17 protein-coding genes and 1 riboswitch are annotated in these 17,996 nt (G+C 67.7%); of the genes, 13 read left to right on the forward strand and 4 right to left on the reverse strand.

Going from position 1 to position 17,996, the window contains the following annotated elements:
* Positions 1-168: 168 nt before the first annotated feature.
* A complete protein-coding gene (locus tag DNA98_RS04770; RefSeq protein WP_233493089.1) occupies positions 169-1,425 on the reverse strand; it encodes an esterase-like activity of phytase family protein in 1,257 nt (418 codons plus the stop codon).
* A 109-nt stretch (positions 1,426-1,534) separates the two neighbouring features.
* Between DNA98_RS04770 and DNA98_RS04775 the strand changes: the two genes are divergently transcribed.
* The 5 genes from DNA98_RS04775 to DNA98_RS04795 all read left to right on the forward strand — a co-directional run bounded on the left by DNA98_RS04775 (position 1,535) and on the right by DNA98_RS04795 (position 6,684).
* On the forward strand, positions 1,535-1,975 hold the full coding sequence (locus tag DNA98_RS04775; protein ID WP_233493091.1) for a hypothetical protein: 441 nt from the start codon (positions 1,535-1,537) through the stop codon (positions 1,973-1,975).
* A gap of 300 nt (positions 1,976-2,275) precedes the next feature.
* Positions 2,276-3,151 carry a DeoR/GlpR family DNA-binding transcription regulator gene (locus tag DNA98_RS04780; RefSeq protein WP_158531602.1) on the forward strand — a complete coding sequence of 292 codons (876 nt, stop codon included), beginning with the start codon at positions 2,276-2,278 and terminating at the stop codon, positions 3,149-3,151.
* Positions 3,148-4,089, forward strand: coding sequence for an ABC transporter substrate-binding protein (locus DNA98_RS04785; RefSeq protein WP_199489358.1), 942 nt, complete (start codon positions 3,148-3,150; stop codon positions 4,087-4,089). The genes DNA98_RS04780 and DNA98_RS04785 overlap by 4 nt, the downstream gene beginning before the upstream one ends.
* A gap of 70 nt (positions 4,090-4,159) precedes the next feature.
* Positions 4,160-5,719 (forward strand): sugar ABC transporter ATP-binding protein, encoded by a 1,560-nt coding sequence (locus DNA98_RS04790; RefSeq protein WP_110527007.1) that lies wholly within the window; start codon positions 4,160-4,162, stop codon positions 5,717-5,719.
* The gene (locus DNA98_RS04795) at positions 5,716-6,684 is read left to right on the forward strand and encodes a ribose ABC transporter permease (protein WP_110527010.1); all 969 of its coding nucleotides are present in this window, start codon (positions 5,716-5,718) and stop codon (positions 6,682-6,684) included. The genes DNA98_RS04790 and DNA98_RS04795 overlap by 4 nt, the downstream gene beginning before the upstream one ends.
* Before the next feature lie 146 nt (positions 6,685-6,830).
* Here the strand turns inward: DNA98_RS04795 and DNA98_RS04800 are convergent, their stop codons facing one another.
* Positions 6,831-8,081 carry an O-acetylhomoserine aminocarboxypropyltransferase/cysteine synthase family protein gene (locus DNA98_RS04800; protein WP_110528244.1) on the reverse strand — a complete coding sequence of 417 codons (1,251 nt, stop codon included), beginning with the start codon at positions 8,079-8,081 and terminating at the stop codon, positions 6,831-6,833.
* A gap of 47 nt (positions 8,082-8,128) precedes the next feature.
* Positions 8,129-8,255: riboswitch (SAM riboswitch) on the reverse strand.
* A gap of 402 nt (positions 8,256-8,657) precedes the next feature.
* Between DNA98_RS04800 and DNA98_RS04805 the strand changes: the two genes are divergently transcribed.
* The 4 genes from DNA98_RS04805 to DNA98_RS04820 are packed head-to-tail and all read left to right on the forward strand — an operon-like array spanning position 8,658 to position 12,711.
* Positions 8,658-10,415, forward strand: a complete 1,758-nt coding sequence (locus DNA98_RS04805) for an alkaline phosphatase (protein WP_110527013.1) — start codon at positions 8,658-8,660, stop codon at positions 10,413-10,415.
* A gap of 15 nt (positions 10,416-10,430) precedes the next feature.
* Positions 10,431-10,853 carry a hypothetical protein gene (locus DNA98_RS04810; RefSeq protein ID WP_110527016.1) on the forward strand — a complete coding sequence of 141 codons (423 nt, stop codon included), beginning with the start codon at positions 10,431-10,433 and terminating at the stop codon, positions 10,851-10,853.
* Positions 10,853-11,515, forward strand: coding sequence for an ABC transporter ATP-binding protein (locus tag DNA98_RS04815; RefSeq protein WP_110527019.1), 663 nt, complete (start codon positions 10,853-10,855; stop codon positions 11,513-11,515). Before DNA98_RS04810 ends, DNA98_RS04815 begins: the two co-directional genes overlap by 1 nt.
* Positions 11,512-12,711, forward strand: coding sequence for an ABC transporter permease (locus tag DNA98_RS04820; protein ID WP_110527022.1), 1,200 nt, complete (start codon positions 11,512-11,514; stop codon positions 12,709-12,711). Before DNA98_RS04815 ends, DNA98_RS04820 begins: the two co-directional genes overlap by 4 nt.
* A gap of 10 nt (positions 12,712-12,721) precedes the next feature.
* Here DNA98_RS04820 and DNA98_RS04825 read toward each other — a convergent pair whose 3' ends face one another.
* Both DNA98_RS04825 and DNA98_RS18395 read right to left on the reverse strand, forming a co-directional pair.
* Complete coding sequence (locus DNA98_RS04825) at positions 12,722-13,048, reverse strand: hypothetical protein (RefSeq protein WP_110527024.1); 327 nt, start codon at positions 13,046-13,048, stop codon at positions 12,722-12,724.
* Positions 13,049-13,082: 34 nt separating this feature from the next.
* Positions 13,083-13,919: an IclR family transcriptional regulator gene (locus DNA98_RS18395; RefSeq protein WP_110527026.1), complete on the reverse strand. Its 837-nt coding sequence runs from the start codon at positions 13,917-13,919 to the stop codon at positions 13,083-13,085.
* 86 nt (positions 13,920-14,005) lie between these two features.
* Between DNA98_RS18395 and DNA98_RS04835 the strand changes: the two genes are divergently transcribed.
* From DNA98_RS04835 to DNA98_RS04850, 4 genes are read left to right on the forward strand one after another with little or no spacing between them, the layout of a single operon-like run.
* Complete coding sequence (locus tag DNA98_RS04835; RefSeq protein ID WP_110527029.1) at positions 14,006-15,280, forward strand: ABC transporter substrate-binding protein; 1,275 nt, start codon at positions 14,006-14,008, stop codon at positions 15,278-15,280.
* Between the two features lie 27 nt (positions 15,281-15,307).
* On the forward strand, positions 15,308-16,228 hold the full coding sequence (locus tag DNA98_RS04840; RefSeq protein ID WP_110527032.1) for a carbohydrate ABC transporter permease: 921 nt from the start codon (positions 15,308-15,310) through the stop codon (positions 16,226-16,228).
* The gene (locus tag DNA98_RS04845) at positions 16,218-17,042 is read left to right on the forward strand and encodes a carbohydrate ABC transporter permease (protein ID WP_110527035.1); all 825 of its coding nucleotides are present in this window, start codon (positions 16,218-16,220) and stop codon (positions 17,040-17,042) included. The genes DNA98_RS04840 and DNA98_RS04845 overlap by 11 nt, the downstream gene beginning before the upstream one ends.
* Positions 17,039-17,821 (forward strand): TIGR00282 family metallophosphoesterase, encoded by a 783-nt coding sequence (locus DNA98_RS04850; RefSeq protein WP_110527038.1) that lies wholly within the window; start codon positions 17,039-17,041, stop codon positions 17,819-17,821. The genes DNA98_RS04845 and DNA98_RS04850 overlap by 4 nt, the downstream gene beginning before the upstream one ends.
* Positions 17,822-17,996 lie beyond the last annotated feature (175 nt).

Here is a 17,996-nt window from a genome sequence, read left to right on the forward strand (position 1 = left end):
GTCGCACTCGGGCGAAAGCTCGAGTGAGGATTGAAACGCCCAGCGCCTCTTTCGCCGCCGGTAGGCGGGGTGGCGCGTCAGCGCTCTGTCCCAACAGGGGATCGCCCCAATTGGGGGCGGGTCGGGCTTCCTCAGCCCGACCCAGCCCGCTATATCGTTCGCAGTGGCCTAGCGCGGCGTCCCCACCCCCGGGCCTAAGGCGAGGGGCTTGTCGAGCCTCAGCCAGATCATCTCGTTGTCGTCTTTGACGTTCTGGCCGCGCCCGCCGGTGCCGGGGTAGTTGTTGTCGTTGAGGACCAGCAGCGTCCTCGCATCCAGCACCAGCACGTCCTCGATGGTCACGAAGGGGAAGCGGAAGACCCCACCCTTGGTGTAGGGGGTCAGGTTGGCGGGATCGGCGATGTTGAGCAGGTCCGCCACCAGCTCTTTGGCGAAGAAGCCCTGGGCGTCCTTCCGGCTCAGGTCGACCTTGTAGATGCGCTTGAACTGCGCCGCCTCTCCGGTGGCCTGGTCGCGCTCGATGACCAGGTACTCGTTGTCATTGACCACGGTGAAATCGCCGATGGAGTTGGTAGGGGCCTCGAGCCGGTAATAACCCAGCAGCCGGGTGAACCGCTGGCTGGCCAGGTCGAACTCGTGGATCCGCAGGCTGCCCGCCGGGTCACCGGCCACGGTCTTCTCCAGCAGGGCATAGAGCTTGGTCTTACCCGGGTTGATGGCCAGGCCCTCGTACCCACCCGAGGAGGGCAGGTTGGCCAGGCTCATCTGGCCGGGCTGGGGGCTGGCGGCCAGGAGCGCAGGGTGCTGCGGCGAGCGCACCAGGTCCTTGGCCGGATCCTTGCCCGGGGCGAAGTCGGGGGTGGGGTAGGGGGGCTCGAGCAGCTTTCCGCTGGCGTCGAAGTGCAGCAGGAAGGGCCCGAATTCGTCCCCGATCCACAGCGTGCCGTCCTGGGCGATCACGAAGGACTCGATGTCGAAATCGAAACCGGTGAGGTTGCGCTCGGGGGTGAACTCGTTGACGATGAAGAAGGGAATTTTCTTGTCGGGGTCACGCAGTTGGATGAAACTATCCACCCGCACGGTGCCGCTGCCCCCTTGGGGGGTCTTGGGATCGGGGGTGATCTGGTAAATGCGCAGCAGATAGTCCGGGCTGTTGTACTTGGCGCCGTAGCCGTTGTCGGGCATTACCCAGTAGGCGCCGCGGGTGCCGGGGGCGAACTGGATGGCGCTGAAGCCCTGCACTGGCTGGCTCGGGTAGGGGGGGCTGGCCTTCTTGCTGCCGTCGGCGTTGAACTGCCCCGAGGCGGGGCCGGGGGCAAAGGTATCGGCGGGCAACACAGCGTAGCCCACCAGCTCGGTCCGGGGGACCGACTGGGTGAGGCCCAGACCCAGTGCCATCGCGAGCAGAGCCAAGGTTTTGTTCATCACTATCCTCCGGCACCCAGTCTGGAGGCGGAGTGTCAGCGAAGTTTTTCCGGGGCGCTTGAAGCCCCGGCGAGGGGTGTACTACCTTGGGCCTCGAGGAGGCACGGACGTGTTCAGGATCCTGTGTTGGGCCTGCGGCCTGATCCTGGTTCTCGCGGCCTGTGTGCCAAACCGTTACCAGGCGACAGACCTGATCATCTCCCATCGCTATGCCCTGCTGGTTACCGACGGGGTTCTCCTCTATCAGTGGGAGGAGGGGACGGTGGAGAAGACCGAGCTGCGCTTCCCGCCGGACTCCCCCTTCCGGCCCCGAAGCCTGCAAGAGTTCGCCGAGCGCCTGCGCGCTCAGCTCGAGGCCCGGGGCTTTGCGCTGCGGTGTTTCACCCACAACCCGTTCCCCATTCTGGGCGGCCCGCAGTACACCCTGCGCCTGGCTCGAGGGGCCGAGGGGGTGGGGATCCACCTCAAACCCCTGGAGCCGGTGGACACCTACCGGGTAGAGGTCGCCCCCGCCGACCCCGACCCTCCCCTGAGCTGCCCGGCCCGCTGAGCGCGGGGGGGGGCAAACCCCAACACCCCGCCCCGTAAGGCGCGGTCATGGCGAGGGCGGCTTTTCCATGAAAAACAAGCCGGGGCAGCCCCCGTCAGGCTAGGGGCTTCCCCTCCTGTCCCACGGCTTGGGCGCCACACGAACTCCCTCCTGCGCCGCTGTGCGCATTTGCTTTTTTAACAGGATAGAACACCGCTTCCCGGCAGTTGCGAAATGCCCAGACGTCGCCTATTGCGTTTAGAGCCGGGTTTTGATATAAAAACTCAACGCACAACCGAAACCATCCGAACTTCGCTGTCTATGAATTCCCGTGACCGCCTGCAGCGCATCCTCGAGCTCATCAATCGCCATGGCACCCTTACCAATGCCGCCCTGGCCCGCGCCCTCGAGGTTTCCACCATGACCGTGCGGCGGGATCTGGATGTGCTGGAGCGCCAGGGATACCTCCGCCGGGTGCACGGCGGAGCGCGAATGGTGGACGAGCTGGACGTGGGATACGGGCTGCGCCAGGGGCGCAACATAGGGGCCAAGCGGCGCATCGGGGCGCGGGCAGCCGAGTTCGTACAGAACGGAGAGACCATCTATCTCGACGCCGGCACCACCGCCATGGAGGTGGCCCGAGCCCTCAAGCGCCGCGCTCTCAACGGGGTCCGCGTGGTGACTCACGCGGTCAACATCGCCGCCGAACTCTCCGGCAGCCCCGACTTGGGGGTGCTGCAGGTAGGGGGCGAGCTGTTCTTGCAAACCTACTCGGCTACCGGGCCGCTTGCGCTCGAGACCATCCGCCGCTTCAGCTTTGACCGGCTGTTCCTCGCGGCGCAGGGGGTGGATCTGGCCGCTGGTCTCACCAACTCCTCGCTGCTGGAGGCAGAGGTCAAGCGCGCCGCCATCGCCGCCAGCCGTTGGGTGTGTCTGGTTTGCGACGCCTCCAAGTGGGGCCGGGTGACCTTCGCCCCCTGCGGCAGCCTCGAAGACATCGACGTTTTCGTTACCGATTCGCGGCTTCCCCAAGAAGCCCGAAGCGACCTCGAGAAACTCGGACTGGAGGTGATCACGGTCTCCCTCCCGGGGAGAAAGGAAAAAAACCCGTCTACCCTGAACCCCTCGTCTAGACAGCACATCAAGGAGCACCCTCCCGGCCTGAGGGCTGGGGCATCCACGAAAGGAGTCCTGTGAAAAGCGTAAAACAAGGGCCTATCGCACTGGTCTTGGTCCTCGCCCTGGGGATGGCCCTGGGGCAGGGGCAGCAGCTGACCAAGGTGGCTACGAACCTGGGCTCGCTGGGAAACCCGTTTTTCGTCCGTATGGGCCAAGGGGTCACGGACGCGGCCAAGAAGATCAACCCCAACGTTCAGGTTATCGTAGAGGCCGCCGATTACGACGTGGGCAAGCAGAGCGCGGCGATCGACAACTACATCGCTGCCGGGGTACAGATCCTGGTCCTCAACCCCGCCGACCCGCAGGCGCTGGTGCCCGCGGTCAAACGGGCCAAGGCCGCAGGCATGACGGTGGTCTCGGCAGACGTAGGCATCAAGGAAGGCGCCGATGCCATCATCACCTCCAACAACGTGCAGGCGGGCACCCTGGCCTGTCAGTTCATCGCGGATAGGCTCAAGGGCAAAGGCAACGTGGTCATCATCAACGGGCCGCCGGTCACCGCGGTCACCGACCGAGTGGCGGGATGCAAACAGGTCTTCGCCAAGTACCCCGGCATCAAGATCCTCTCCGACAACCAAAACGCGGGGGGTAGCCGCGACGGCGGTCTCAAGGTCATGACCGACCTGCTCACCGCCTTCCCCAAGATCGACGCCGTCTTTGCCATCAACGATCCCACCGGCATCGGCGCGGAGCTGGCGATCCGCCAGGCCAAGCGGGAAAAGGAGATGTTCATCACCGCCGTCGACGGCTCGCCGGATGCGGTCAAAGCCCTCAAGGATCCCAACTCGATCTTCCTGGCCAGCTCGGCCCAAGACCCCTACACCATGGCCGCCCGGGCGCTGGAGATCGGCTGGGAGATCCGCACCGGCAAGATGAAGCCCCAGACCAAGCCCATCCTGATCCCGGTGCGGCTCATCACCAAGGAAAACGTGGCCAGCTACAAAGGTTGGGAATAGCCCCCAAGCTTGGGGCTGCTGTGGTTTGCTGCCTGTAGACCGGCAGCCCCGCCCCATCAAGGGATTCCTCATGTCCGCGGTAGACCATCCGACCAACCCTCGGGCCGGGGCTGACCAGCCCCCGGCCCTCGAGATGCTGCATATCTCCAAAGCCTTCCCCGGGGTGCAGGCCCTAAAGGATGTGAGCTTCATCGCCTTTGCCGGAGAGGTGCACGCCCTTATGGGCGAAAACGGGGCAGGGAAGAGCACGCTGATGAAGATCCTGGCCGGGGCCTATACCGCCGACAGCGGGGAGATCCGGGTGTTCGGGCAGCCGGTGCGCATTCACAACCCCCTGGACGCACGCCGGGCGGGCATCAACCTCATCTACCAAGAGCTCAACCTGGCCCGCAACCTCACCGTAGCGGAGAACCTCTTCATGGGGGTGGAGCCCTCTCGCGGCGGCCTCATCGACCGAAAATCCATGTACGCCGCTGCCCGCGAGGTGCTTCAGCAGCTCGGGGCCTCCTTCACCCCGGACACCCCGCTCGCGCGGCTGAGCATCGCCGAGGGACAGCTGGTGGAGATCGCCCGGGCTTTGCTGTTCAAGGGCCGGGTGCTGGTGATGGACGAGCCCACGGCCGCCCTCTCCGAGCGGGAGACCGAACATCTGTTCCGCTTGATCCACCGCCTGCGCAGCCAGGGCATCGCCATCGTGTACATCTCCCACCGCATGGCCGAGGTGTATGCCCTGGCAGACCGGCTCACGGTGCTGCGGGACGGCCAGCTCATCGGCACCCTTGAGAAGGACCAGATCAACGCCGAGCGGGTGGTGCAGATGATGGTAGGGAGGCCCGTACAGGACTTCTATCAGCACCGCACGGCGCGCAGCAAGGGGGAGGTGGTCCTGGAGGTACGGAACATCACCGACGGCGCGCGGATTTTGCCCTCCAGTTTTAGCGTGCGCGCAGGAGAGATCCTGGGGTTAGCCGGGCTGGTAGGAGCGGGCCGTACCGAGCTGGCCCGGCTCATCTTTGGGGCGGATCGCAAGACGGGCGGTGAGGTGCGGATAAAGGGCCAAGCGGTGTCGATCCATACCCCTGCCGATGCCCTGGCGGCGGGTATTGGGTATGTGCCGGAGAACCGCAAGGAGCAGGGGCTGTTCCTCGAGATGGCCTCCGGCGATAACATCGCCATGAACGTGCTGGCAAAGCATGCCCTGGCGGGGGTGTTAAATCCGGTGAGCATCGCGCAGATGGTGCGCCGGGCGATCCAGGACCTCTCCATCCGGGTGCCCAGCCCCGCCACCCGCGCCAAGAGCCTTTCGGGGGGCAACCAGCAGAAGCTGTTGCTGGCCCGCTGGCTGGCCATCGGCCCCAAAGTGCTGTTGCTGGATGAGCCGACCCGCGGGGTGGATGTGGGGGCGAAAGCTGAGATCTACCGTCTGATCGGCGAGCTCGCCGTTCAGGGGGTGGCCGTGGTGTTTATCTCTTCGGAGCTGCCGGAGATTGTGGGCATGAGTGACCGCGTGCTGGTGATGCGCGAAGGGCGCATTGTGGGCGAGCTCGACCCCGCTCGGGGGGACGTCATCAGCCAGGAGAACATCATGGCCTACGCCACGGGGGTGCGAGTCATGGAGGTCCAGCCTTGAGTTCGGAAAATCCCGTTCGGCGTTCGGGTAAGGCCTGGCGCGGCGAAGTTCTGGGGGCGCTGGGTATCCTCCCGGTACTGCTGTTGATCTGCTTGGTCTTTGCCCTGCTCTCGGCCAACTTCGCCACGGCCAGCAACGCCATCAACGTCCTGCGCCAGGCCTCGATTAACGTGGTGCTGGCGGCGGGCATGACCTTCGTGATCCTCACCGCGGGGATTGACCTCTCGGTGGGGGCCATCCTGGGGGCCTCGGCGGTGGTGGCCTTGCAGGTCTCCCTGCTTCCTCAATGGGGTTGGGCGGCTATCCCGGCGGGGCTTATGGCCGGGCTGGTCTTCGGTCTGATCAACGGGCTGCTGATCGCCTACCTCAGGCTGTCTCCCTTTGTGGTGACCCTGGGGGCGTTCAGCGCGGTTCGAGGAGCGGCGTACCTGCTGGCCAACAACGGCCAGACGGTGATCAACTCCAACCTGGGTTTCGCCGCCATCGGCAACGACAGCTTCCTGGGGGTTCCCTGGCTGGTCTGGATCGCCCTCGCGGTGATCCTGGTGAGCTGGTTTATCCTGCGGCGCACGGTGTTGGGGGTTCACATCTACGCGGTGGGCGGCAACGAGCAAGCCGCCCGGCTCACCGGCATCAAGGTGCCCCAGGTGCTGCTGTTCGTCTACGCCTTCAGCGGCCTGTGTGCGGGCTTGGCCGGCGTGATGAGCGCCGCACGGCTCTACAGCGCCAACGGCATTCTTGGGACGGGGTACGAGCTGGACGCCATCGCCGCGGTGGTGCTAGGGGGGACCAGCCTGGCAGGGGGTGTGGGTTCGGTGGTTGGCACGGCGGTGGGGGCCATGATCATCGCGGTGCTCAACAACGGACTGACCATTCTGGGGGTCTCCTCGTTCTGGCAGCTGGTGGTCAAGGGGGTGGTCATCGTGATCGCGGTGGCGGTAGACCGCCTGCGCAGCTCGAGGTAGCCGTTCCACGAGGCGGCGGGCGGGCCGTGCGGCGGCAGAGGCGGGTGTGCTTCCCCCTCTGCGTGCCAGCGCGCCGGTGTCCTGACGCGAAACACAAGGGGATCGGGGGCGCTTCCGCGGCAGCGTACAGCCAGCTAGGGCGGGTCTTACCTGCCCACCGCCGCCAGCGCCTCGGCCAGCATGGCCTGGAGGTCCTGGGGGCTCTCCAGGCCCACCGAGAAGCGGATCATTTCAGGCTTTACCCCCGCGGCCAGGCGGGCGGCCTCGGGGATGCGGGAGTGGGTGGTGGTCCAGGGGTGCACGGCCAGCGTGCGGGCGTCGCCCACGTTGGGGGCCTGGAGGATCCGGAGGTGGGCCAGGAAGCGGCTGGCCCCCTCGAGCCCGCCCTTTACGCCGAAGGTCAGGATGCTGCCGAACCCGCCCCGCAAGTATTGCGCGGCCCGGGGATGAGCCGGGTCGCCCTCGAGGCCGGGGTAGCGCACCCAGGCCACCTGGGGCTGCTCCTGCAGCCAGGAGGCCAGCTCGAGGGCGCTCCTGGAGGCCCGCTCCACCCGCAGCTCGACGGTCTCGACCCCCTGGAAGAGCAAGTAAGCGTTGAAGGGCGAGAGCACCATCCCGCCCAGCGAGAGGCCGAGCTGCCGGACCCGCTCGAGGAAACATCGCGGGCCAAGGGCTTCCCACGGAACGCGGCCCTGGGGGTCGGGGGTGGTGAACTGCGGGTAGTGTTGCCAGATCTCGCTCGCGCGGGCCAGCACCGCCCCGCCCAGGATCGAGCCGTGCCCGCTGGCCCACTTGGTCAGGCTGTGGGTGACGGCGTGGGCGCCGTGCTCGAGGGGCCGCGCCAGCGCGCCCACCGCGCCGAAGGTGTTGTCCACGATCAGGGCCACGCGGTGCTCCTCGCATAGCCGGGCCAGCCCCTCCAGGTCGGGCAGCTCGAGCGAGGGGTTGCCCAGCACCTCGGTATAGACCGCCCGGGTGCGCTCGCCGAGCACCGCCCGCACCGCCTCCACCTCGGGGGCTACGAAGTGCACCCGGATGCCCATCAGGCCGAAGACCTGGTTCAGTAGCCCCACCGTGCCGCCGAAGAGCCCCGGACTGGCCACGATCTCGTCGCCCGAGCGCACCAGCGCGAGCAGCGCGGCGAAGCTGGCGGCCTGGCCCGAGGCCAGGCACACCGCGCCGAGGGCGCCCTCCAGGGCGCTCAGGCGTTCCTCGAGCGCGGCCACGGTGGGGTTTTGCAATCGGGTGTAGGTATAGCCCTCGCCGGTGGCGAACTTGTGCGCGCCCTCCTCGAGGCTCGCGAAGCTGTAGGCCGCCGCCGCGTAGATGGGCAGCCCCACCGCGTGGTGGGGGTCGTCGGGTATGCCGCTGAGTACCGCCAGGGTTGAAAACTCCACAAAAATCCCCTCCTCGGACGTTCTCCCGAAGAAGGGCAAGGGCCCTTCTTCTATCTTTCCCCGGGCCGGTGGGGCTCGAGGCGGAATTAGCACCAGGCGTAGCCACCTGCTCGGGCGTGGCTACAGGTTGCCGCAGCGTCGTCGGGCCGTTCCCTCGACTGCTCTGGATAGAAGAACGTGCGGATTGTGGCCCTGAAGCGCAGGGTTAGCCCCGATGGTAGGGCCTGGGCGGCCCCTGCGTCAAGGCGGAGGCGAAGCCGGGGTCCAGCCGGGCCAGGTAGGCGCGGAGGTTGGAGGCGGTGTTGTACAGGCGGGTGTACTTGTCCGACTCGACGTCGAGGGCAAGGCGCGCTGGCGAAGCAGAGCTGGCCGCCGCGCCCCAGGGCCAGGCGCACCCCGCGGGTAGCGGCGCAGCTGTCGCTTGCGGGGACCGGGGCTCCCTGCGGTACAGCCCGCCAGCAGGGCAGCTACGGCTATTGCAGCGATCCGATGCATCCTGCCGAAGGCCTTCGGGGGCGGTGCGGCTGACAATTCCCTGAGGGTTTTTACCTATGGTTTAGCCGGGAGGAAATTCCGATGTCGAGAAGCGTCGCAGCCGTGTGCGCCCTGGCCCTCACCCTGGGATCGGCCTGGGCGGCCAAGATCGCCATTTACCCCTACGATGGAGCGGCCCTGCTGGCCGGGCAGCGTTTTGATTTGCGGATCGAAGCCTCCGAACTGAAAGGCAGCCTGAAAGGCTACCGCGTCAGCCTGGACGGACAGCCCCTCACCGGCCTCGAGCAGACCTCGCAGGGAGCCGGCCAAACCGAGTGGACCCTGCGCGGCACCTTCCTGCGCGCGGGAAGCCACACCCTCGAGGTCAGCCTCAGCGACGACGCCGGGGAGGCCAGGAAGAGCGTGCGCTGGGAGGCTCGCCTGAACCCCCGCCTGCCCCGCGCGGCCAAGAACGTCATCCTCTTCATCGGCGACGGGATGGGCTGGAACACCCTCAACGCCGCGCGCATCATCGCCCAGGGTTTCAACCCGGAAAATGGCGTGCCCAGGGGCAACCTGGAGATGGAAACCGGGTATGGCGGTATGGCCACGGTGACCACCAGCAGCTTCGACAGCTTCATCGTGGACTCGGCCAACTCGGCCTCTTCCATCATGACCGGGCAGAAGGTGCAGGTGAACGCCCTCAACGTCTACCCCGCCAACCTCAAGGACACCCTGGCCTACCCCCGGATCGAGACCCTGGGGGAGATGCTCAAGCGGGTGCGCGGGGCCAGCCTGGGGGTGGTGACCACCACCTTCGGCACCGACGCCACCCCGGCCATGCTCAACGCCCACACCCGCCGGCGCAGCGACTACCAGGCCATCGCCGACATGTACTTCGGCAAAGGGGGCTTCGGCCTCCCCCTGGACGTGATGCTCTTCGGCGGCTCGCGCGACTTCATCCCCCAGAGCGCCCCCGGCTCGCGCCGCAAGGACAACACCGACTGGATCGCCGAGTCGCAGAAGCTCGGGTACACCTTCGTCAGCACCCGCAGCGAACTGCTGGCGGCCAAACCCCAAGGCAAGCTCTTCGGGCTATTCCACCTCGACAACTTCCCCAGCTATCTAGACCGCGCGGTGTGGAAGCGGCCCGAGATGCTGGGGAGCTTCACCGATATGCCCTACCTGTGGGAGATGACCCAGAAGGCGGTGGAGACCCTCGCGCAAAACCCCAACGGCTTCTTCCTGATGGTGGAGGGGGGGATGGTGGACAAGTACGAACACCCCCTGGACTGGCAGCGGGGGCTGTGGGACGTGCTCGAGCTGGATAGGGCGGTGGCCTGGGCCAAGCAGTACGCCGCCGCCCACCCCGATACCCTGGTGGTCGTCACCGCCGACCACGCCCACTCGCTATCGGTCTATGGCGGCTACGATTACTCCAAGCAGGGGCGCGAGGGGGTGGGAGTATACCAGGATGCAAAGTTCCCCACCTACGGCGACAAAAAAGACCCCAACGGCTTCCCCCTGCCCGACACCGCCCGGGGGATCGCGGTGGGCTTCGCCGCCACCCCCGACTACTGCGAAACCTACCGGGGGCGCGAGGTCTACAAAGACCCCACCATCTCCGACGGCAAGGGCGGCTACGTGGCCAACCCCGAGGTGTGCAAGGAGCCCGGCGCCTTCTTGCGCACCGGCAACCTCGATCCGGGGAGCGCCCAGGGGGTGCACACCGCCGACCCCATGCCGCTATTCGCCTTTGGGGCGGGCGCCCAGCTGTTCAATGGCCTGATGGATCAGACCGAGATTTTCTTCCGCACCGCCCAGGCGCTGGGGCTCAACCCCTATCTCGAGAAGCCCTAGCCCTCCGGAAGCCCCATGCGCTGGATGCTGATCGCCCTGCTGGCTCTAGGGGGGCTGGGCCAGGCCCAAAGCCCCCTGGAGTTCGGCGAACTCTACAGCAAGACCACCATTCGCGGGGTGGAGTTCTCCCCCAAGCTCCAGGCCCTGGCCGGAAAACGGGTGGTGATGCAGGGCTGGATGGCCCCCCCGCTCAAGCCCAAGCTGGACTTTTTCGTGCTGACCAAGGCTCCGCTGGCCACCTGCCCGTTCTGCTCCACCGCCGCCGACTGGCCCCCCGACATCGTGCTGGTGATCATGCCGCCGGGGCGCAGCGCCGAGCCCACCACGAAGCGCATCCAGGTCACGGGGCGGCTCGAGGTGGGGATCAAGACCGATGAAGACACCGGTTTCGTGAGCCTGGTGCGCATCTACGCGGACGGGGTGGAGGAGGTGCGCTGATGGCCGAGGTGCGCCTGCGGGGGGTGCTGTGCCGCTTTGGCGAGGACGTGGCGCTGCGCTTTGCGGACCTGGAGATCCCCTCCGGCGAGCAGGCGGTGCTGCTGGGGCCTTCGGGGAGCGGGAAGACCACGCTGCTCCACCTCCTGGCCGGCTTGCGCTGCCCAAGCGCGGGGGAGGTGTGGGTGGACGGGCGCAACCTGGCCACCCTGGGCGAGGCCCAGCGCGACGCCTACCGGCGGGAGCGGGTAGGGTACTTGTTTCAGGACTTCTACCTCATGGAGGGGTACACCGCGCTCGAGAACGTGCTCTTGGGGCTGGGCATCGCCGGGGTGCGCGGGGCGGCGGCGCTGCGCCAGGCCACCGAGATCCTGCGCGCGGTGGGGCTGGGGCACCGCCTCTCCCACCCCCCCAAGCGCCTTTCCACCGGGGAGCGGCAGCGGGTGGCCCTGGCCCGGGCGGTGGCCCACCGCCCCCGGCTCCTGCTGGCCGACGAGCCCACCGCCCACCTGGACCGCCCCCGGGCCGGGGAGGCGCTGGACCTGCTCACCCAGACGGCCAGGGCCATCGGGGCCACCCTGGTGGTGGCCACCCATGACCCCTGGGTGATGGAGCGCTTCCCCCGCCGGGTGGAGCTTCAGCCCCTCACCGCGAGGGCCGCATGACCCTCTGGACCGTTCTGCGCAACCTGCGGGTGAGGGCGGTCGCGACCGCCCTCACCCTGCTGGGGGTGGCCCTGGCCACCGCGACCGCCCTGCTGGTGCCGTTGGTGCTGCGCTCGCTGGAGCGCGGGGCGGCGGACGCGGCTCAGGTCTTCGACCTGCTCATCGCGGCCCGGGGCAGCCCCACCCAGGCGGTGCTCTCGAGCCTCTACCTGCTTCAGCCGCCCATCGCCAACCTGCCCTTCGCCACCTACGAGCGGCTCGCCCGCGACCCCCGCAGCCGCTACGCGATCCCGCTGGGCTTTGGCGATAACTACCGGGGCTTCCCCCTCTTGGGCACCAATGCTCAAGTTTTTCAGCTGCGCCTCAAGCCCAGCGCACCCCCCTACTTCCGCCTGCGCGCGGGGCGGACCTTCACCGCCACCTACGAGGCGGTGTTGGGGGCCCGGGCGGCGCGGGAGACCGGCTTGCGGATCGGCGACCGGTTCCTCAGCGCCCATGGGTTTTTCGCCAGCCAGGCCGAGGCCGCCAGCGCCGCGGCCCACCACCAGGAGGAGCGCTACCGGGTGGTAGGGGTGCTCGAGGCCACCGGGGGCCCCTGGGACCGGGCCATCTTCGTTCCCATCGAGGCCTACTGGGAAGTCCACGGCGAAGGCCAGTCGGAGCGCCAGGTGACCGCCGTGCTCTACACCGGCCGGCGCCTCTCCGATGTCTACCAGGTGGCCCAGGAGGTCAACCGCGAGGGCTTGGCCCAGGCGGTCTTCCCGGGGCAGGTCTTCGCCCAGACGCGGGAGCTGCTGCTGCAAGGCCAGTCGGCCTACGGAGCGCTTTCGCTGCTGGTGCTGGCCCTGGCGGCCCTCTTGGTTTGGCAGGGGGTGTACGCAGGGGGCCTCGAGCGCCGCCGCCGCACCGCCCTGCTGCGGGCGCTGGGGGCAGGGCGGGGTCTGGTCTTCGGGGTGGTGCTCCTCGAGACCCTGCTCGAGGTGGCGCTGGGGGTGGCGCTGGGCCTCTTGCTGGGCTGGAGCCTGGCCGCCTTGGGGGCGGGGGTTCTGGGAGAGCGGCTGGGGTTTTTCCTGCCCCCTCCGCAGCTCAGCGCCGATCTGGTGGCCCGGGTTTCGCTCCTGTTGCCCCTGGGCCTCCTGGCGGCCCTGCCGCCCGCCCTGCAGGCCGCGCGCGAGAGCCCGCTGGAGTACCTCTAGACGGCCCGGCTCAGGGATGACCCAGGCGCTCGAGAGCCCGCTCCAACGGCAGGTCGTGCCCTGCGATCAGCGCCGCGAGGTCGTCGGTCACCGCCACCTCGGGGACCACGTCGTACAGGGTGAGCTGGATCAGCTCCCCCTGCACCTTCCCGTCGGCGGCCAGCAGGGTGAGCTTGGTGCGCTCGCGGTAGGTCTTCAGGTTCGTCAGGCTTTGGCCCCCCAGGGCCGCGCGGGCCTGGTTCAGCAGATCGAGGGCTTGGGGCTCGAGGGCGGCCTTCTGCCCCCAGGCCAGCCCGACGAGCAGCGCCCCCACAAGCGAGACCGATTGTATGCGCATGCCCCAGGTTTAATCGCCCCCTGTCGGCCCCGTGTCATCGGCGCGTCAAACCGGTCCGCCCCGCGCCTTGGCTGGGGCCGCTCAACCCAGCAGCGCGCGGGCCGGGGGTGGTTGACAGCCCCACGGCCACGGCCTCGGCAGCCTCCCTGACGGCAGCGATGTACGTCTCGCGCCGCCGTTCGTCGAGGCGAGCCGTAAAGCCCGCGATGTTGAGGGCCCCCCGCAGCGTCCCGCCCGCTACCACCGGGGCGGCGATGGAAAATTCCCCCACCGCCCAGTCATCCACCGAGATCCGCACCCGCTGTTGGCGTACCCGCTCCAGCTCCGCCCGGAGCGCTTCCGGGGACGCGAGGGTGTAGGGGGTGAAGCGCTCGAGCGGCCCGGCGAGCACCGCCTCCTGGACCTCGGGCGGCGAGAAGGCCAGCAGCGCCACCCCCAGCCCCCCCACGTGCAGCGGCAGCCTCGAGCCCACCGCCCAGTCCACCCGCAGGGAGTAGCGCGAGGGGCGGCGGTCCACCACCATCCGTTCCAGGCCCACCCGCACCGCCAGCAGGACCAGCTCCCCGCTCAGTTCGGCCAGCCGGTCCAGGTGGGGATTGGCGGCGCGGATCAGGTCGTGGGGCCAGAAAGCCCTCTCGCCCAGCAGGTGCAGCTTGGGTCCCAGCCGGTAGCCCTTGCGCGCGTCGCGCACCACGTAACCGAGGGGCTCGAGGGTGGCCAGCAGGCGGAAGGTCTGGTTGTTGCTCAGCCCGGCCTGGCGGGCCAGATGGGTCAGCGAGGCCCCCTCGTGCTGGCTGAGGGTCTCGAGCAGGTGCAGGGCGGCCCTTACGGCGCGCACCTGGGGTTTGTCTGAGCGGGCGGAGGTTGACATGCGGATGACAGCCGAGGGTTAGCCTGGCCTGGCTGATACAGCAGAAATGTATTTCTACTGTACAGAAATGTCAAGGGGGTATGAACATGAAGCGATGGACGGCGCTGTTGGCGGTTCTGGTGACCTCACTGCCGGGGTGGTCGTTGGCCCAGACCGTCACCATCCAGTACTGGCACATCAACACCGAGAGCTTCGGCCTGCCCGCGGTGCGCGAGCTCATCGCCGAGTTTCAAAGGCGCAACCCCACGGTCCGCGTCGAGGAGCGTTTCCAACAGAACGCTTACACCGGCCTGCTGCAAAACCTGCAAGCGGCGCTGGCCGCCGGGAATCCGCCCGACGTAGCCCAGATCGGCTACCTCTACACCAACTACGTGGCCGAGAACTTCCCCTTCGTTCCCCTCACCGACCTCCAGGGCAAATTCGGCGGCGACCTCTCGCGCTTCCCGGCCAACGTGATGGCCCTGGGCCAGGTGGGCGGAGTACAGCTGGGCATGCCCTACGCCCTCTCCAACATCGTCACCTACTACAACGCCGACCTCTTCCGGCGGGCCGGGCTCAACCCCGACCAGCCACCCCAGACCTGGGCTGAGTGGCGAGCCGCCGCTCGCCAGCTCAAGGAGCGCACCGGCAAGCCCATCTATATCCAGCTCCTCGACGACAACTGGAGCCTGGAGGCCCTGATCGCCTCCAACGGCGGGAGCCTGTTGACCTGCCAGAACGGCCATGCGGCCCCCGGCTTCGCCGGCCGGGAAGCGGTCGAGGCCTTGCAGTTCTGGGCCGATCTGGTAAAGGAGGGGCTGGCCCTTAACACCCTGTGGAACCAGGGGGAGCAGGCCTTCTTGGCCGGTGAAGCCGCAGCCTACATGACCACCATCGCCAAACGGGCTGGGCTGCAGGCGGGCGCCCAGGGCAAGTTTGAGCTGCGCGGCACCCGATTCCCCAGCTTCGGCTCCAAGCCCACCCGCCTGCCGGGCGGAGGTAACGTGCTGGTGGTCTTCGCCAAGGACCCGGCCAAGCAGGAGGCGGCCTGGAAGTTCATCCGCTTCCTCACCTCCGAAGAGGGTTTCACCATCTGGACCAAGGGCACCGGTTACGTGCCCCTGCTGCCCAGCCTAGCCGATGACCCCCGTTACCTGAAGGACTTCATCGCACAAAACCCCATCCAGCGGATAGGCATCCAGCAGCTCCCCAACACCTACCGCTGGACCAGCTTCCCCGGCCCTAACGGCCTGGCCGCCTCGCAGGCCCTGTTCAAGGCCACCCAGCGGGCCCTCGGCGGACAGGCCAGCGCCCAAACTGCCCTGGGCGAGGCCGCGCAAGAGGTGAGCCGGCTGCTCCAGGGGGAGAAATGTGTGCGCTAACTTGGCGCACTGCCGAGGTCACGCCGCATGGCCCCCGCGACCCGCTCCAGCCCTGCCCGCCCCAAGGGTCAGCCCCTAACCGGGCTGACCCCCTACCTGTATCTGGCCCCGGCCCTGCTGGCGCTGGGGTTATTCATCTATTACCCGCTGCTCAACACCGTATACATCAGCTTTCACGAGTGGAACCTGGTGAGCGCCAAGCGCACCTGGGTGGGCCTGGAGAACTACCGGACCCTGCTCGCCAGCCCCGACTTTCGGGGGATTCTGCTCCAGAGCGGGCTGTATGTGCTCCTGGCCCTGGTGGGCAACTTCCTGCTTCCCGTGGGGCTGGCCCTGCTCACCTTGCAGGTGGGCGAGCGGGAGGGTGAGGTTTACCAGTCGCTCCTCTTCGCCCCCACAGTGGTGGCGGTCTCGGTGGGGAGCTTGGTCTGGTTGTGGTTTTACCTGCCCGCCGGGGGGGTGTTCAACGGCCTGCTGGCCCAGCTCGGCTTGCCCCCCCAGCCCTGGCTGAGCAGCTCCGCTATGGCCCTCCCGGCGGTCTCGCTGGTGGCGGCCTGGAAGTATTTGGGGTTTCACTACCTGATCGCCCTGGCCGGACTGCGGGCTATCCCCCGCGAGTACCTGGAGGCGGCCCGCGTGGACGGGGCTTCCGGTCTCGCCCTGCTGAGGAGGGTGGTGCTGCCGCTATTTGGGCCGAGCGCCTTGTTCCTTTTTCTCTCCACGGTGATTCAGTCGCTCGAGTACGCCTTTATCCCCATCGAGGTCCTGACCCAAGGGGGGCCCTTCGGCAGCACCTCCAACCTGATGTACGCGGTCTGGCAGGAGGCCTTCAAGTTCTTCCGGGCCGGGCTGGCCTCGGCCCAGGCGGTGGTGATGATCGCGCTGTTTGCCGGGTTCATCCTGTGGCAGTTCCGGCTTTTGGAGCGGAGGGTGGGGTATGAGCGCTAGGCGGGGGGCCTGGCTGGCACGAGGGGTGCTGCTGCTGGCGGTGGCGGCGGTGCTGGCCCCCATGCTCTACCAGATCGGTTTAAGCCTCAAGCCCGCCCCCGAGGTCTTCGGCTCGGCGCTGAGCCCGCTGTCCTGGCCACCGGTCCTGGATAACTATCGAAGCGTGCTGGAGAAACTGCCCTTCGGTCGCTACCTCTTCAACACCCTGGTCTTCGCGCTGGGGGTCACCCTGGGACAGCTCGTCCTGGCGATTCCGGCGGCCTACGCCTTCAGCGCTTACCGCTTCCGCGGGCAGGGGTTTTTGTTCGGACTGGTGCTGGTGAGCCTGATGATCCCCTTCGTGGTGACCTACCTGCCCAACTATTTGCTCCTGGCCCGGCTCGGGCTGCTCAACACCCTACCGGGGCTGATCCTGCCCATGCTGGCCGGCGGTTACGGCATCTTTTTGCTGCGCCAGCATTTCAAGAGTTTCCCCCTGAGCATCCTCGAGGCCGCCCAGGTGGACGGGGCCAGTACCTGGCAGATCCTGTGGCGGGTGCTGGTTCCGGCCAACCTCCCGGCCATCTCCGCGCTGGCGGTGTACCTGCTCATCAACGCCTGGAACCAGTTCGTCTGGCCCCTGCTGGTGGCCAACCGGCCGGAGGTCTACGTGCTCACCGTGGCGGTGCAGCGCTTCGCCGGGGGCGAAGGGGTGAACGACTGGGGGGCCATGATGGCTGCCGCCACCCTCGCCACCCTGCCCACGCTGCTGCTCTACCTGGCCGTGCGCAAGGCGATCCTGGAGACCTTCACCGAAGGAGCCGTCAAGGGATGACCCGACTTTTGTTCATCGGCGATATCGTAGGCCAGGCCGGGCTGCAGTACTTAGAGGCCCGACTGCCCAAGCTGATTGCCCACTATCGGCCCGATTTCATCGTCGCCAATGCCGAAAACCTGGACCTGACCGGGCCGGGCTTCGGGATGCTGCCGCAGAGCCTGGAGCGCCTACTGGCCCTGGGGGTGGATCTGGTAACCGGCGGGAACCACTCCTGGGACGGGCCACACGCCCCGCAGGTACAGGCCCACCCCAGGGTCCTGCGCCCCCTCAACTACAGCCCCGCCGCCCCCGGCAAGGGGTCGGCGGTGCTGGAAAAGGGCGGCTACCGGCTGGGGGTGGTCAACCTGGCCAGCCGCACCGCGCTGCCCTGGGCCGACGACCCGGTGACCGCCATGGAGAGGGTTTTAGCCCATTGGGAGGGCCGCCTCGACGGCATCGCGGTGGACTTTCACGGCGAGTCGGTGTACGAGAAGCTGGGCTTTGCCTTTCTCTTTGACGGGCGGGTCTCGGCGGTGCTGGGCACCCACACCCACGTCCCCACCCTGGACACCCGGGTGCTGCCCGGGGGTACTGCCTACGTCTCCGACGTGGGGATGACCGGGCCCGGTGGGGGGATGCAGGGGCTACGCCCAGAAGGCCTTGTCTCCTGGATGCGCCACCGGCTGCCGGGCCAGGAGAACCTCGAGCTGGCTTCAGGGCCGGTAGAGCTGGGAGCGGTGCTGGTCGGACTCGAGGGGGCGAGGGCCGTCTCGATCGAGCGCTTGCCCTTCACATGAGCTTTCAAACCCTTTCGCGGCTCAGCCCGCAAGGGCCCCGATGCCGGGGAAGCGGCTGCTTTGCCCGAGACGCTTCTTTCGCCGCGAAGCGGGGTAGGGCAAACACGTCTAAAGCCGCTCGCAGAGCAGGACTGGATCTGCGGCATACTGCTCTCATGTCCAGGACAGAAACCGT

It is taken from the genome of Meiothermus sp. Pnk-1, from assembly GCF_003226535.1.
Classification (GTDB): Bacteria; Deinococcota; Deinococci; order Deinococcales; family Thermaceae; genus Allomeiothermus.